Genomic DNA, 15,574 nt, shown 5'->3' on the forward strand with positions numbered 1-15,574 from the left:
CTACATCAAATCAAAATACCAATCAAAAAAACGTTCGCTGAACCAAAACGTCAGCATCGTACCGAGTGCGATTGACGGGACGAACGGGATCGGTTGCTTGCGGCCGATCCGTTTCAGTCCGATGAGCAACAGTCCAACGACTGCTCCGATCAAGCTCGCTAAAAATAAGGCGACCAATACGTCACGTGGTCCGAGCACGAGCCCGATCACTGTAAACAGTTTGACATCGCCGGCCCCAAGTCCCCCTTTTGAGACGAAAAAAACGGTGGCGAGGACAGAAAATCCGAGCGCGGCCCCGACGAGCGGGCTCCACCACGTGGCTCCGGACGCATAAGCGAGGACGAGCAGCAGTGGTGCCGCAAACATAAGAATCACGTTCGGCACGAGCATCGTCGACAAATCTGACATCGCCAATGCGAGTAGCGTCGATAAGAAGACGAACGCGAGCAACGTCGTCCCGGAGAATCCGTACAGCCAAAAGCTATAGCCGTAACCGACCGCCCCGAGCAGTTCGAACAGCGGGTACGTCGGCGCGATCCGTCCGCCACAGCCGCGGCACTTGCCGCGTAACAATATGTAACCGAACACCGGGATGAGTTCCCAAGCGGACAAGACGTGTCCGCACGACGGACAATGCGACCGCGGCGTCACGATCGACTGCTTGCGTGGCACGCGGAGCCCGACGACGTTTGTGAACGAGGTGATGATCATCCCGAGCACGATGCTGTAAATGAGTCCAATGAGGTCAACCAAAACTGGTCACTTCCTTACTTGTAAGTATATGCCAAAAATAGAAAACCGACTAGGCTGAGCGAGAGCCCAGCGCCAGCCGGAATGAGAATTATTTATTTTTTAGTAGTTGATTCTAAAGTGTCTTTATTGAGCATATTCTCCGGAGTTAGCGCATAACTATATTTAGTATCTGTGCTAGTAAGTGTAACAGTATAAGAATATTTACCGCTACTGTTTGTTATCCCTACTGAGGCGTTAGTATACTCACCAGTTCCAAAGGGATCTTTTAAACTCGAAATATATTCATAACCTTTTCCTTTAACGGCCGCCCCTCCTGTTGTTGCAGGTGGAGTTATAAAATCTAAGTTAGTAGCATTAGGATTTGAAGCAACATACAATTTCGCAGCACTTACCATCTGTTTCGCATCCGCAACCATCGCATCCTTCTTCGAGTTCTCGATAATCCCACCGATCGCAACGACCGCGATGGCTGCGATAATCCCTAAAATAACGACGACGACGAGTAACTCGACGAGTGTGAGACCGCGCTCATCTTTTAATTGTTTCGCATCTTGCCAAATCATTTTCATTTTTTCTAACATGACTGATTCTCCCCTTTTGTGTGTTTTGCTGTATTTTGTGCTGGATTCATTACTGTAGTACTAAAACAAGTAGTACAATTTTACTATACATTCAAAATATGGAGTTGAAAAGTAGTTTATATGCATAAACTAAGAATTTTCTACTGATTTTGGATGTCGCCATAAATTTGGAACATCGGGACGACGATGGCGATGACGATGACCCCGACGATACTGGCCAACACGACGATCAACAGCGGCTCGATGATCGACTTCAACCGGTCTGTCGTCGTCTCGACCTCGGTCTCATAAAATTCGGCGACTTCGTTCAACATCGAATCTAAGTCCCCGCTTTCCTCGCCGACAGCAATCATTTGTGTCATGAGCGGCGGGAAGTTCGGGTTCCGTTCTAGCGGTTCATGGAGCGGGATCCCTTGCGCCATCATATTGCGCGCCTGCCCGAGCCCTTTACGGATGACCCGGTTCGAGACGATCTTCTCCGTGATCTCGATTGCTGACAAGATCGGCACGGCCGCTTGCAGTAAGACGGCCAAACTTCGCGTCAAGAGCGCGATCTGGGACTTGAGGACGATCGGACCGAAAATTGGCATCTTCAGCAACAACCCGTCGATCAAGAACCGTTCCTTGTCGCGCTTCAACATCCACGAGAACAGGAGGACGCCGAGCAGCGCGCCACCGAACAATAACCACCAATAGGCGGCGACGAAGTCCGAGACGGCGACGACGATCCGGGTGATGAGCGGGAGCTCACCGCCGAGCTGTCCGAAAATGCTCGCGAACGTCGGGACGACGTTCACCATCAGGAAAGCGACGACGCCGATCGCGACAATCGAGACGACGAGCGGATACGTGAGCGCCGAGATGACTTTACGTTTAATATCGTACTGTTTCTGAAGCTGCAGCCCGATTTGGTCGAGCGCTTCTTCTAAGTTACCGCTCGCCTCACCCGCGAGCGCCATCGAGCTAAAGAAGTTCGAGAACACGCGCGGATGTTTTTTGATTGCTTCCGAGAAGGCGATCCCTTCTCGAAGGTCGTCCTCGACTTGGCTGAGCGTCTTCTTCAACAGCTTCGACTCCGTCTGGACGCGCAAAATCGACGTCGCCCGGACGATCGGGACGCCGGCCCGGATGAGCGTGGCGAACTGACGGACGTACATGATCAAATGTTCGATCTTGACGCGTTCCGGCAATAAGTTGACTTCCGTGTTCAGTCCGGTCGACTCGAGTTCGGACAGGTCGGTGACGAGAATCGACTCTTGCCGAAGTTTATCTTTGGCTTCCCGGAGCGACACGGCGGTGATCCGCCCTTTCTTGCGCTTCCCGTTCAGCAGTTTTCCTTCGTATTGAAAGATGGCCATAGTCTCACCTCATTTCTTCGCTTGGCACGGCGCTTGGATTGATGACCCCTTGACGGATCAGCTGTTCGATCGACATTTCCATCGATTGCATCCCGTTCTGCCGGTTCGTCTGGATGACGGTCGGGAGCTGAAACTCCTTCTCGTTCCGGATCAAGTTGGCGACGGCTGCGTTCCCGATCATGATCTCCATCGCCGCGACCCGACCCTTCGGCACGTCGACACGCGGGAACAGGCGCTGACTGACGACCCCAAGCAATACGTTGGCGAGTTGGGTCCGGATTTGGTCTTGTTGTTCGGCCGGGAAAGCGTCGATGATCCGGCTGACGGTCGACATCGCACTCGACGTATGGAGTGTCGCCATGACAAGGTGACCAGTCTCAGCGGCGGTCATCGCCGTCGAGATCGTCTCTAAGTCGCGCATCTCCCCGAGCAAGATGACGTCCGGGTCTTGGCGGAGCGCCGCCCGCAGGCCGCTCACGAACTTCATAACGTCCGAGCCAATCTCCCGCTGGTCGACGATGCTCTGATCGTGCGTGTGTAAATATTCGATCGGGTCTTCGAGCGTGATGATGCGTTTTCGCTGCGTCCGGTTGATCTCATGGATCATCGCCGCGAGCGTCGTCGATTTCCCAGACCCCGTCGGTCCGGTCACAAGGATCAACCCGTGTGGTTTCTCGATGAGCCGCTTGAGCACCGGCGGTAAATTGAGCTCGTTCAACGTCGGGATTTCCCCGGAAATAGAACGAAACGCGATGGCGATCGTGCCACGTTGATAGTAGGCGTTGACGCGGAAGCGCGACACGCGGGGCACACCGAACGAGAAGTCGAGGTCGCGCTGGATCTCAAGGCGGCCTCGCATCTCGTCGGTCATGATTTCCTGCAAGTATCCTTCGATGTGGACGGGGAGGACTTTCTCCTCGCCCATCGTGATCAGACTGCCGTCAATCCGGAAAATCGGTGGCGAACCCGCGGTCAGATGGATGTCTGAGGCACGTTGTTCGACCGCTTTCGTTAAAATCGCTTCGATTGATTGATGGATCATAGGTTCACTCCGTTATGACTGTTCTCAGTATTTCCTCGGTCGTCGTCAAACCTTGCGCGACTTTCTCGAGACCGTCGGCGAGCAAGAACCGGGCACCGGATCGTTTCGCTTGCTCGACCATCTCGGCCTCGGTCGCTTGGTTCATGATCAAACGACGCAACTCTTCATCAATCGGCACGACTTCATGGATGGCGAGTCGCCCACGATAGCCTGTAAAGTTACACGACGCACACCCGTTTCCGCGAATGACGCGCGTGATCGTCACACGTTCGGCGTCGAACAGTTCTTGCTCCCGTTTCGAGACCGGTTGCTCATGACCACAGTCGCGACAGACGCGGCGGACGAGGCGCTGGGCGACGAGGCCGGACGTTGAAGCCGCGACGAGGAACGGTTCGACCCCCATATCGACGAGGCGAGTAATCGAGCTGATCGCCGAGTTCGTATGGAGCGTCGATAAGACTAAATGTCCAGTGAGCGAGGCACGGATCGCAATCTCGGCCGTCTCGGTATCCCGGATCTCCCCGACCATGACGATGTTCGGGTCTTGGCGGAGGATCGAGCGAAGACCGGAGGCGAACGTGAGGCCCACTTTCGCATTGACTTGGACTTGGTTGATGCCGTCAAGTTGATACTCGACCGGATCTTCGACCGTGATGATGTTCTTCGACTCGTCATTCAGTTCTTTGAGCGATGCGTACAGTGTCGACGATTTACCCGAACCGGTCGGCCCTGTGATCAAAATAATGCCGTTCGGCCGCTTCAACATGTCGCGATACAACATCTCGTTATGGTCGCCGAACCCGAGTTTCGTCAAGTCGGTCAACCCTTGTGAGGAATCGAGCACCCGGATGACGATCTTTTCGCCGTACATCGTCGGGAGCGTCGAGACGCGGAAATCGTACGGGCGGTCGCGCAGCGTATACTTGATCCGTCCATCTTGGGGCAGCCGGCTTTCCGTGATGTCTAGATTACTCATCACTTTTAGTCGCGTCAGCATGACGCTTTGAATTTTCTTTGGATAAACCGCTTCTGTCCGTAAATCACCGTCGACACGAAAGCGGACGTGTAGTTGCTTCTCATGTGGATCGAAATGGATATCCGATGCTCGTTGATCGATCGCGCTCAAAAACAACTGGTTGACGAGCCGAATGACCGGGGCGTCGTCACGTGACGCCGTCTCTTGCCGTTCGAATTCCGGCGCCTCATCTTTTAAAATCTCGATGAGCGAGGCGTCCATTTCGTAATACCGGCTGATCGTCTTCCGAATTTGTTCCCGCGTCGCAATGCCAACCTCAATATTCATCCCGGTCTGTAACCGGACGTCATCGATCGCAATCAAATCAAGGGGATCCGCCGTCGCAACGAATAGCGTGTTCCCCTGTAATTCAATCGGCATGATGTCGTGCTTTTGGGCAATCGCTTTTGGCACGAGTTTTGTGACGGTCACGTTAATGTCTTGCGAATATAATGCGATGATTGGTACGTCCAGTTGTTCATGAAGTACTTGAATCAATTGTGTCTCGGTCAAATAGTGCAACCGCATGAGTGCATCGCCGAGTTTTTCGCCTCGCCGCTTTTGGGCGAGCGCCTCGTCGAGTTGCTCGTTCGTAATCAATCCAGCCTCGATCAACATCTCGCCCAATCGTTTTTTCGTTCGTCTCACCTTACTTCACCATCCTCTGAGGTACCTCCTGCTCGACGTCTCGCTGTTCAATGAAGACGCTCAACGCTGCGCCGCCCGCTAAACCGATGACGATGAGGAGCCAAGCCCACCACGTCCGTTCAAGCGATTCCGCATACAGCATATACATACCGAGCGATAACACGGCCACAAGTACCGACACGACGAGTTTCGTCTCGCGCTTCCGTACGTATGGGATCGACAAGGCAAACAGCGTCAACGTGGCCAGCACCCAAAAGGCGAGCAGTATTACATATCCGATCATCCGACTGCCTCCTCGCTAGACGCCGGGACATCCTCGTCCACCGGCGGTTGCTCTTCAAATTCATTCAATCCATCATCTTCTATATCGTCATTAAACGGATCGTCGTCCAGTGTTTCATCCGGGAACGTCGGAATGATCGGTTCAACCGGTTCAGGCGGCGGTAGCGGGACTGAACTTTTCGTCACGATCTCCGGTACCGGCTCATAGAAGTCAAAGCCCAACAGTTCACGCGTCTCGCCTGCCTCGGTGACACGGATGCGATACAACTTCCCTGACTCTCCAGTTTGACCGGATTGCGTCACCGAAGAACTTCCGGCCGGGAGTGATGGGGAGAAGCGGATCACGTTCTGGTACGGCACGCTTGCGACTTCTTCGACCCGCGATTCGTACGCGCCGACGAACGCTTTCCCGAGCAGTTGCACCGTCATCACGTTCCCTTCATCTAAGACGATGATGGCGTAAGGTGATTGTTCCGTGTTTTGGACGGCGAAGTTCGAGCCGGCATCGATTTTGACGTCGTAGCCGAGCTCGATGCCGCTCGGAAGCACTTCATGCGGGACGCGCTCGAGCACTTTGAACGGAGTCGCCGCAAACAATTTATAGAGAGACGAACCGATCGGCGTGAGTGCTTCAAAATCTTCCCCGAACGACTTCAAGCTGAACATGTCGCCTGCATCCATTTCAAATCCGTTCATCCGTTCTAACGCCGAGCGCATTGCCGGCGTCGGACTAATCGTCATCGACGCGACGACTTCGTTCTCTTCTGCGACCATCTCAAGGGCGACGTTCGAATCGAGCTTAGACGCTGAGGCGACGAGCGGTGGGGTCACCATCGTCATCGTGACGGGTTGATTCTCTAAATACGGAGCGATTCGCTCTTCATCGATTGTTGTGATGAGCGGATAGTCCCCTGGTTCGGATATGGCTTCAAGCGTATCATTCACGTTAAATGTCACGACGTCTTTACCGACTTCGAGCGCCGTCCCGTCGACGAGCGTGACCGTGAACGGTGCGTTTGCGAAGTCTTTGACGGCATTGTCGAGACGGACGACCGCCTCTTCTTTCGTCATCCCCGATATGTCGATCCCGGCGACACGTGTGTCTTTATATGTAGCGCTTGTCTTCGCTGACGCGTCGAGATAGTTGACGAGCCCGATCGTCGGTAACGACACGAGCAACACAAGACATGTCAGGATGAAAAAGTGCATCCCATATTGCTTCATTCCAATTCCCCCTATGTAAAAAACTGAGACTTTCAATTTACTATCCGTTCGTACTCTAACTTTAGTATAATATGCATTGGACATAAATTAACATTTATTTAGGTAATCATACGCTTTTTTCCTAGTATTTTATTATATTTGAAAAGGAGGTCAATGCGTTGGCCCGTTCCGAAAAAGGTTTTACGCTCGTCGAAGTACTCGTGTCAATCGTCATTTTATCGATTGTTTCGTTCTCCTTATTAAACATATTCAGCCAAAGTCTGAAGACGACGAATGATAGTCTTAGTACGACCATCGCCAACCAAGTCGCTCAAAACGCACTGCATACATTAGATCGACGAGCCTCAGCTGTTCAAGAAACGCTTGACTTGAATAAACTGTTGAATCGAAACGGCGTGAGTTCAGAATGTGATTTTTGTTCTGATTATCGGATTCATGGTGAGACGTACGTCGCTACCATCTCCCAATCGTCAACGCTGCCGCCAAATACAATCGAAGTCGAGATTTCCGTGACGACCGATCGACTCCGAACACCTGTCACGTTGAAAGGAGTGATTTCGAATGCAACGTTACGCGAGCCGTTCCCTGAAACGGCTGTCCCAGAAAGTGAACTCGTTCAGTAAAGCATCCGAAGGTTTTACGCTCGTCGAGCTTCTCGTGACTGTCGTTGTCGCCGCGATTTTAAGCGGTGTCATCATCACTGCCTTCATTTCAGGTACGCTCGGTTTTCAATTGACGAACGAAACGAGCGAACTGCGCAGTGAGGCCGACTATTTAGTCACGTCCATCCTATCCGAAGTCAACCGGAGTGAATTTGATGCCGTCACCGAAATAAATGACACCTACCAATTCCACCAACTATCCGAACCTCGCATCTCATCGACTGGGATGATTTATCGGGAAGCCGGATACGAACCGATCAGCTTGAACTTATCAGCAGATTCATACGTGCCGAGCAACCCGAACGTCTTGTTAGATGATATTTCAATTCAACTGATCGAGCCCGTCTATGATCCACGGCGTCCGGACTATATAACGAGCGGCTTGATTGAAATCGAGATGAACCTATCGTTGAAGGCAAATCCCGATTCCATTAAAACGTTTAAAAGCTCGATCCCATTTTGAGAAGAAAGGAGGCACCACTTATGCATAAACGAGAAGAAGGCTATGTGCTCGTACTCGTACTCGTGACGATGGCCGCGCTCGCCGTCTTATCGCTCGCTGCCATGCAAGTGAACTTGGTCACGAATAAGCTGACGGTCATCCGCACGGAAGATACGCAGCTGAACGAAGACGCAAAAAGTGCGCTCAATCTGATTGCGGCGGATGTTCGAAATCGTTTCCCACTTCATGACGCAAATGATGTACCGGCTCATATGGAATCGGAGTCCGCTTTTAATGACGCGATTCAAGGCGCACTCGTCTCAAACGAACCGTTCCTTAATCTCCCGAGCGAGAGCGACAGCGAGAGCGACAGCGAGAGCGACAGCGAGAGCGACAGCGAGATCAGCTATTCAATTCAATTAAAAGAGAATGCGGACGCGAACCTGCTCGATACTGCACCGTTCACGAAGATTTTACAAGTAAACGTCGTCGCAAGCCGGCAAACAAATCCCGAGCAACCGCTCCTGTCGGTCGAATACACACAAGACCTTTATTTGACGGCTCTGCCCGCGTTTTTGTATTACGTGCTCGGGTCGGACGAGCAGTTGACGGTGAACGGGATGCCGACCGTGAAAGGGAACATCTTCTCAGGTGGGCCTTTGACGTTTGACCGGACGGCGAATTATCAGCTGGACGGCGTGGCGAAACGTATAGACAACATTCGTACAAGCTTGCTCCATCTCGATGGTCGCATCGACTTGAAGAATCCGAATGATTGTGCAACCTGCAGCAAATCGGACTATTTCACGTCTGGTGAAGAGGTGGCTGGTGAATTGCCGGACGCCGGCATATCGACGAGTCAGTTTTCTCCATTCCAATATGACTATTCGATTATTGAATTTTTAAATCGCTATTTGGATCAAAAGCTAAGCTACACGAATACCGTCGACGCTTCAATTTTCAATGGTGTTTTGATTCCATCAACAGATCAAACGTTTGAAGTCGAGCGTATTCTCGCCGAAGACGGTGTGACGGTTATCGAAAGACCTACTCCTTACTTAACCGCACGTACGTATAATGCGTTCACGAACCCAACAATTATCGAATTACCTGCAACGTTAGCTGATCGTGCCATGTATGTGACTGAATCAATTGCGAAAGCATCAGCCCCGTTGCTATTTGACGGAGATTTAGTTATTGAATCGACTGACCGTTTAACGATTGAGCGACCCCTTATTGTGAGAGGGAATTTGACGATTCGAGGCAACATCTCGTTTGAATCGACCGTTTACACACTCGGTGATACGTTTATCGATCGGGCCAATATTTTACCGATTGACGAGTCCAAAGGGAACTCTTTGATTTTGCTTTCAAAAGGGAAGATTTTATTGAACCGAATCAATGAGTTCGATGAAACTCCGACGACATTACAGGCGTTTCTGTATAGCGATTCTTCCGAACCGACATACGTCTATGCCGTCGGCTCAATTTTACAGATTAAAGGTGGACTGTATAGTAAAGGTCCGATGAATGTGAACGTCTTTCGTGGAACATTCAGCAGTCAAGACAATCTGAGCCCAGCTGAATACTTCGATAGCCGTATTTCTGCGCACGACGCGTCACAATCACGACTAAAACTTTCGTATAACGATGCAGTCTTCAATCAATTAGATACGTTGCCTGTGACAAACCAACTGCAGTTCTTCGTCAGTCAGCCTGTGCAAATTCGTTAAAATGAAAACAAGGACAATCCGTCGCAGGATTGTCCTTGTTTTCATTCGGGCTGATACCCTTTTTTAACCATCGCTTCTAACATCAATTGCTGATTCATTTCCATGACAACAGATGCGACTTCTTCATACGGCACAATTTCTGCATCCATACGTTCAATCAAGTCTGTAAAAGCCTCCGTATTCCCATCATAGACGGCTTGAATCAGAATATTAGGATGTGTATTTAAAAACGCAACATCAATCTGTTCGTGAGCCAAGCGCCATTTTTCTGGCTCGTCATTCAAGCTATACAACCCTTCTAACAACGTGCTCGAAGGGATTGAAACATCAAGCGGTGCACCGGCCTTCACCATGCGCTCGAACTCTCCGAACGTCATCAAGTCGGCCAAGTAAATCCATTGCTTATCTGTAAGCATTGCACCATGTTCGAACAGAACGAGCGCTGAAGGAACATCGTACTGTTCGACCGCCTTCTCCATCCACTCATCTTGTACGTCAACGAACGGTCGCTCTAAAATCGTAGCGAGTTGCTCAGCATCAGCTGTTTGAAGCGATTCATCTACTTGTTTTGTCTGGTAATAGGTGTAGCCCCATCCTGCCGCACCAATGAAAGCTACGAGCAGGATGACACTAATCACTTTCCATTTCATCAATAGTAATCTCCTGCATCTTCCGGTGAACCGGGATTAGGATCTGCGCCTTCACGAACTCGCACATAAAATTCACGATAAATAATTTTCGGTCCATTCGTTCCAGAGAAGAAGCGGCTGACGTCTTCTGTCGCAATTCGTACTTTTGCAAGTCCCGGTTTTTTTAACCGCAATTTTGTTTGATCCACGATTTCTACGACGTCTGAACCTTCCGCCACCTGCATTCCAAAACCTCGAACGTTCGCTGTACTCGGCAAGAAGACCGGTTCATACGTGTACGGTGAGTTTTCCATGTAAAGCTCGATGTTCGACGCTAGCATGTCTTGCGGATACTCTTTAACATCAATCATCGCTGTGACGCGTTGAGAAGCAAAATTCGTGAATGCTCCTGTGACAGGGATCAAGCGCTGCGTCGTCCCTGTCCCTTGAACAGCCTGGACAGTCACACCATCAGCTCGTGGCGTACCTAACGTGATTTCACTTGTACCGGATGGAAGCTCCCAACTGACCGGCAATCGGACTGACCCTGTTTGAATAAGAGATAGATTGGTTGATTGTTGAACCAGTGTTCCTTCTGAATCACGGTATACCCATAACGTCGCCTCAGTCGGAGACACGCTCAACCCCGGCAGTGAAACCTGTACATTGACAAAGATTGGTGCGACCGGCTGATTCGCCGGTTGATTCACAAGCGAGACTTTGACTTGAACCGTTCCTGGTGCATTTCCGCTCAACTTAAGTTCTTGCTTCGTCTGCTGAACGACTTTGACGGCGTTTTGACCTGAAACGATATCAAATCGGAAGTTCCGATACTCATCATTCGTCGTTTTAATAGACGGTCGAATGATCCCCTCTTCACCGACCAACAAATTTAAGTTATTCGCTGAGAACTGCGTTGGCGGATCATCGACGATGATTTCAATCTTATTTGATTGAATCGTTTTCCCCGTCACTGGAGATGTATATTCTACTCGTACTGTCGTCTTCCCTGGCTTCATCCCTTTAATCGACGCACTGTTGTTGACGTAGCTCGGCGTCAATTCGGCAGCCGAAGAGCCAATTACCCATTTTAAATCGAGTTTGCGTGCTGTTTCAGGGGTTAGAATAGGTGTCACTTGACGTGTCTCCCCAATATTCAAATAAATTGGGCCCTCGAGCTGCAACCGTTCAATTTCTTTTTCGAGAACGGTTGTATTAACAGAAGTCAGCTTGCCAGCCCCTTCTTTCTCAACATCATGCTTGTCCGTACCGTTCGAATTATGGTTCGCTTCAAAAACATAATCAAATGTCCCTTGGTCGAACGTATAGTTTCCTACTTTATTCGCAACAAGCTTCACTTCGATTTTTGTGTCATTCACCTTACAGCTGCTATCATTTTTTTCGATAACACATTCATCTGAGATAGAACCTACAAGTTTATCGCCGACTCGCTTCCATCCTGTTGGTAACGAACTGTCTAGCACTGTATAACCGCTTGGAATCGTTTCTTCAACGTTCACAGTCCACGCAAATTCTTTATACGCGTTACCGTTCGGCTTTTGAATAAATGGTACCGAATAGTTCAGGTTGTACGTAAGAGCGATTTGATTCTCGACTTCTGTCGTTAACGGGCTAATCGTCCGAGACACGAACGCAGCCTCCTCAGATTCTAAGACGTTGACGACAAAGGATTCAGTCGATGTGATTGCACCTTTAGTACGCTGTTCTTTCGTCTCAATCCGAACGTTTAACTGCGAACCAGCCTGTGCGTTATGTTCATAAAAGAAACCGCTCGTCTCCCCGTTTCGAACACTGGCAAACTTTCCGTTTTCCGCTGGATACACTTGCTTCTCGTTGATCAAGACACGTGTATCTAAAAAGCGGTCTGCAAAATCATAGTCAAGCGACTTCCATGACAAGTAAAGCGGTTCAATGTCATATACGCTTGCTTGTCGATTCTGTTCCAGTTGAGGGTTGATCACCTCAATTTTTGGAGCATGGTTCGATCCAATGAAGGCACGGAACATCGTGTTCACAAATATCTCTTTTTCGATTTGTGTGGTAAAAGTATTTGTGTGGCCAGCACCTGAATAAGTCAAGTTATCAACCGTATACATATAGTAATGATGAGCACTATCTCCAATCGTTCTTTCACCGACCAAATTGTACCAAGGAGTGACAGACGGATTTTCCAAATCAAGTGCAAAATATTGATTATGCGTGGTTTCAATCATTTTCTGATTTGATGTAGCAGGTTTTTCTGCCAACTTATATGGATATTCAGTAAAGAGTCCTTTAGACACTTGTTGGACTTGATTAGTCGTTTTTTGAGCATAAATCCCCATATTCGTGAACTGGTTGACAGCAAATCGATTTGCATAATATTTTTCCCACGATGTTTGATTTGCCGAATCATTTGAGAATTTATTGTCCTTCTCAATTCGATACAGCATATCGTGAGTAAACATGACGCCTCGCCCTTCATCCATAAATTTGGTTAAAGCTGGCTCAGAACAAGATATGTTTAGTCCTGATACGTATGTGTCTTTAAATCCAAAAATAATTAAATCGTATTTAAATAGCCATTCGCTATACGTTGACTCGTTATTTCCACAAATTTTAGCATCAAACTCTGCAAAATCGATTACCTCGACTTTGAAATCAAATAGGTCGTTATTACTCAACAAATCAGAACCCGCAAATGCGTCTTCTAAACTTCCGATTTTTGTGGTCTTCCCTGTCTTACTGTCATTATTTGTTCCACTTACTACTTGAAGGACATTAACGTTTGCTTTCTCATCTTTTAATAAAAAGCGGCCTGTTTGATACGAGACAGAATTGTTGACATCATCTCGCACGATGATTTTCCAATAACGAGGACTCGTATAACTTGGAACATCGATTGTGTAGGAAAATTCCCCTTTTGAATAAGCTGTTTTGCGTTCAATAAATTCTTGGTCAGTGAAACGGTCATTACTATCAAAATCAATATACAATTCAATAATTGCATTTGCAGAAGGAGCTGTAGCCAATTGATACTCAAAAAGAATTGGTTTTCCAGCGCTTGCAATGTTATTCGTATTTATCGTGTTTGCATTTACGTTGTTTGATAGTGTTCGATTATCTTGAATGACGTCGACTGACATAACACGATTTATTTTTTTATTTGAAAAAACTTGCACGACTTTCTCTTTTCCTTGCGAAATATTTGAAAAGACATTATTTTGTTCAAATTTAAAGAAATCAAAGTTTCGTTTTAATCCTGTCGCGTTCTCATTGTCTGTTGTAAATACGTCTTTATGAAAAAATACAGGAACTCCATAATCCATTAATTTTTTCAATTCACGTTGCTTTAACTCGGTAATATCATTTTCGAGTAAACTTGTGTTATGCGCCTTTTTCGTGTAATTCGTAATCGGCGTTATATCATCTTCAAACCGGTTTTTACTAGCATTCCACTTCAAAGTTTTTTGCAACGAGAAATCATACACTGCTTTTTCCGGAGAATATTTTTTTGCCCCTGTAAGATTAGTTACGCGTGACGGACCAAAAACGACCGCATCATACTTACCGAGTAAATCTTCCCGAGATGCGTTGAACTGTTTGACGGTCATCGTCTTGACAATATAGGCGTTTCCTAGATTCAGTTGCGAAGGAATTGTGTAAGCTGCAGAAGTTGTATCTTTATTCGACTCCGCAAGATCGGTCAACTCTAAAATAACTGGCTTAATCGGTGTGTTCGCCGAAACTGTTGAATAAACTTCAAATAGCATTGTAATAAGGAGTGATGTTAAAAAGACGATCGCGACAAGCGCTGATACGGGTCGTTTCAATCTTTGTTGACTGACCATGCTGCATTTCCTCCTTGGATGATGAAGTGATGATGACATACGTTCTCATACTCATTCATACCCCGTATTTATCCATAACGCAAGGTCATTTTTGAAAACTTTGGAAATACGTTCTCACTTCACTAATAAAGTAAAGCGATCCCGTCACGACGAGTGTTTTCGAGCGCGGCGAACGTACCCATTCCGCCAACCAATCTTTCCACTCGACGTAACGGGCCCCGTCCTCGATTAGACTGTCTTTCGTCCGTGCCCGCGGAAAGTCGAACGTCGTCTCATAAACGGTCGCGATCGTCCCTAACGATTTGATTATCGCTTCACGGTCCTTGTCGGCAAGAGTCGCGACAAGCACGGTGACATCTTCTTCTAGCCGAAGTTGCTCACAGAGTGCCGCTACGCCTTCCGCGTTATGCGCCCCGTCTAAAATGATCCGCGGCTCTTTTGAGATGAGCTCATAGCGCCCCGGATGTTGTGCCGTCTCAAGCCCTATCAATATCGCCTCGGTCTTCCATCCGAGATGACGGGCGACCGCGACGGCGCACGCTCCGTTGTAGGCTTGATGATGACCCGTCAAGCCGAGAGCCGCAGCAGGCAGTCCTTCATATGTAACAGTTGTGTCGGCCCCGTCTTCGATCAACTCGATGAGCGGCATGACCGCATGCACCGGTGCCTCCATCGTCCGACCTTGTTCTTCGAGCAACGTGATCAACTGCGCATCGTCCAAACTATGGAACATCGGGACACCTCGTTTCATGATGCCGAACTTCTCCATGGCGATCTCTGCGAGCGTATCGCCGAGTATACCTTGATGGTCGTGCCCGATCGACGTCACGACCGTCGCGAGCGGTCGCTTCAACACGTTCGTCGAATCGAGCCGGCCCCCGAGACCGACTTCCCAAATGACGAGGTCCGGTTGCTGTTCATGGAAGTACAGCCACGCCATGACCGTCAGCAGTTCAAACTCGGTCAACGTCTCCGGTGACTCATCGGCACGGTCACGGACACGGTTCGCGATGCGGACGAGATCAATCTCGTGAATCGGTTCGCCGTTCAACATGATCCGCTCCTCGAACTGGATGATGTACGGCGAGATGAACGTCCCGACGTTCAACCCTTCAGCGATCGCCATCGCCCGCAAAAACGCGACGGTCGATCCCTTCCCGTTCGTCCCGGCCACGTGAATCGACGGCAATTCGTCAATTTTTAACGTCTCGAGCATCCACTCGACTCGATTCAATCCAGGCTTGATCCCAAACCGCAGTTGTCCGTTCAGCCATTCAAATACGTCTTGTCTTGTCTCCATCTTTAACCCACCCCTGTTCTAACACTTCCCTCCCATCTTACCAAAATTCACGAA

General features: G+C 49.0%; 13 protein-coding genes. 3 read left to right on the forward strand and 10 right to left on the reverse strand.

The window, feature by feature from the left end:
* The 7 genes from EVJ21_RS03650 to EVJ21_RS03680 all read right to left on the reverse strand — a co-directional run bounded on the left by EVJ21_RS03650 (nt 1) and on the right by EVJ21_RS03680 (nt 6,903).
* Entirely contained in the window at nt 1-753 is a 753-nt protein-coding gene (locus EVJ21_RS03650; protein WP_131489896.1) for a prepilin peptidase, read from the reverse strand.
* Between the two features lie 92 nt (nt 754-845).
* Nucleotides 846-1,334, reverse strand: a complete 489-nt coding sequence (locus tag EVJ21_RS03655; protein ID WP_131489897.1) for a prepilin-type N-terminal cleavage/methylation domain-containing protein — start codon at nt 1,332-1,334, stop codon at nt 846-848.
* A 140-nt stretch (nt 1,335-1,474) separates the two neighbouring features.
* Nucleotides 1,475-2,692 (reverse strand): type II secretion system F family protein, encoded by a 1,218-nt coding sequence (locus tag EVJ21_RS03660; protein ID WP_070327704.1) that lies wholly within the window; start codon nt 2,690-2,692, stop codon nt 1,475-1,477.
* A gap of 4 nt (nt 2,693-2,696) precedes the next feature.
* Nucleotides 2,697-3,734, reverse strand: a complete 1,038-nt coding sequence (locus EVJ21_RS03665) for a type IV pilus twitching motility protein PilT (protein WP_083273986.1) — start codon at nt 3,732-3,734, stop codon at nt 2,697-2,699.
* 4 nt (nt 3,735-3,738) lie between these two features.
* Nucleotides 3,739-5,397, reverse strand: coding sequence for a GspE/PulE family protein (locus EVJ21_RS03670; protein WP_131465487.1), 1,659 nt, complete (start codon nt 5,395-5,397; stop codon nt 3,739-3,741).
* Nucleotide 5,398: 1 nt separating this feature from the next.
* Nucleotides 5,399-5,680: a hypothetical protein gene (locus tag EVJ21_RS03675; RefSeq protein ID WP_070327705.1), complete on the reverse strand. Its 282-nt coding sequence runs from the start codon at nt 5,678-5,680 to the stop codon at nt 5,399-5,401.
* The gene (locus EVJ21_RS03680; protein WP_236636555.1) at nt 5,677-6,903 is read right to left on the reverse strand and encodes a G5 domain-containing protein; all 1,227 of its coding nucleotides are present in this window, start codon (nt 6,901-6,903) and stop codon (nt 5,677-5,679) included. Before EVJ21_RS03680 ends, EVJ21_RS03675 begins: the two co-directional genes overlap by 4 nt.
* A 158-nt stretch (nt 6,904-7,061) precedes the next feature.
* Here EVJ21_RS03680 and EVJ21_RS03685 point away from each other — a divergent pair, with 158 nt between their 5' ends.
* Genes EVJ21_RS03685 through EVJ21_RS03695 form a run of 3 tightly spaced genes read left to right on the forward strand, consistent with a single transcriptional unit; the run spans nt 7,062 to nt 9,740 of the window.
* Nucleotides 7,062-7,526 carry a type IV pilus modification PilV family protein gene (locus EVJ21_RS03685; protein WP_131489898.1) on the forward strand — a complete coding sequence of 155 codons (465 nt, stop codon included), beginning with the start codon at nt 7,062-7,064 and terminating at the stop codon, nt 7,524-7,526.
* Complete coding sequence (locus EVJ21_RS03690; protein ID WP_236635482.1) at nt 7,465-8,028, forward strand: prepilin-type N-terminal cleavage/methylation domain-containing protein; 564 nt, start codon at nt 7,465-7,467, stop codon at nt 8,026-8,028. Before EVJ21_RS03685 ends, EVJ21_RS03690 begins: the two co-directional genes overlap by 62 nt.
* A gap of 20 nt (nt 8,029-8,048) precedes the next feature.
* Nucleotides 8,049-9,740, forward strand: a complete 1,692-nt coding sequence (locus tag EVJ21_RS03695; protein ID WP_131489899.1) for a hypothetical protein — start codon at nt 8,049-8,051, stop codon at nt 9,738-9,740.
* Nucleotides 9,741-9,781: 41 nt separating this feature from the next.
* Here the strand turns inward: EVJ21_RS03695 and EVJ21_RS03700 are convergent, their stop codons facing one another.
* The 3 genes from EVJ21_RS03700 to EVJ21_RS03710 form a co-directional block, all read right to left on the reverse strand.
* Nucleotides 9,782-10,390, reverse strand: coding sequence for a hypothetical protein (locus tag EVJ21_RS03700; protein ID WP_131489900.1), 609 nt, complete (start codon nt 10,388-10,390; stop codon nt 9,782-9,784).
* Nucleotides 10,390-14,220 (reverse strand): DUF5057 domain-containing protein, encoded by a 3,831-nt coding sequence (locus EVJ21_RS03705; protein ID WP_161568938.1) that lies wholly within the window; start codon nt 14,218-14,220, stop codon nt 10,390-10,392. Before EVJ21_RS03705 ends, EVJ21_RS03700 begins: the two co-directional genes overlap by 1 nt.
* Nucleotides 14,221-14,305: 85 nt before the next feature.
* On the reverse strand, nt 14,306-15,520 hold the full coding sequence (locus EVJ21_RS03710) for a bifunctional folylpolyglutamate synthase/dihydrofolate synthase (protein ID WP_131489902.1): 1,215 nt from the start codon (nt 15,518-15,520) through the stop codon (nt 14,306-14,308).
* Nucleotides 15,521-15,574 lie beyond the last annotated feature (54 nt).

Origin of the sequence: Exiguobacterium sp. SH0S2 (assembly GCF_004337185.1) — a bacterium.
GTDB classification, from domain to species: Bacteria; Bacillota; Bacilli; order Exiguobacteriales; family Exiguobacteriaceae; genus Exiguobacterium; species Exiguobacterium aurantiacum_A.

Excerpts from the sequence above, each read along its gene's own strand:
- EVJ21_RS03665 (WP_083273986.1), bottom strand. The coding sequence starts at position 3,734 with ATGATCCATCAATCAATCGAAGCGATTTTAACGAAAGCGGTCGAACAA.
- EVJ21_RS03705 (WP_161568938.1), bottom strand. The coding sequence starts at position 14,220 with ATGGTCAGTCAACAAAGATTGAAACGACCCGTATCAGCGCTTGTCGCG.
- EVJ21_RS03655 (WP_131489897.1), bottom strand. The coding sequence starts at position 1,334 with ATGTTAGAAAAAATGAAAATGATTTGGCAAGATGCGAAACAATTAAAA.
- EVJ21_RS03680 (WP_236636555.1), bottom strand. The coding sequence starts at position 6,903 with ATGAAGCAATATGGGATGCACTTTTTCATCCTGACATGTCTTGTGTTG.
- EVJ21_RS03710 (WP_131489902.1), bottom strand. The coding sequence starts at position 15,520 with ATGGAGACAAGACAAGACGTATTTGAATGGCTGAACGGACAACTGCGG.
- EVJ21_RS03700 (WP_131489900.1), bottom strand. The coding sequence starts at position 10,390 with ATGAAATGGAAAGTGATTAGTGTCATCCTGCTCGTAGCTTTCATTGGT.
- EVJ21_RS03675 (WP_070327705.1), bottom strand. The coding sequence starts at position 5,680 with ATGATCGGATATGTAATACTGCTCGCCTTTTGGGTGCTGGCCACGTTG.
- EVJ21_RS03695 (WP_131489899.1), top strand. The coding sequence starts at position 8,049 with ATGCATAAACGAGAAGAAGGCTATGTGCTCGTACTCGTACTCGTGACG.
- EVJ21_RS03660 (WP_070327704.1), bottom strand. The coding sequence starts at position 2,692 with ATGGCCATCTTTCAATACGAAGGAAAACTGCTGAACGGGAAGCGCAAG.
- EVJ21_RS03690 (WP_236635482.1), top strand. The coding sequence starts at position 7,465 with ATGCAACGTTACGCGAGCCGTTCCCTGAAACGGCTGTCCCAGAAAGTG.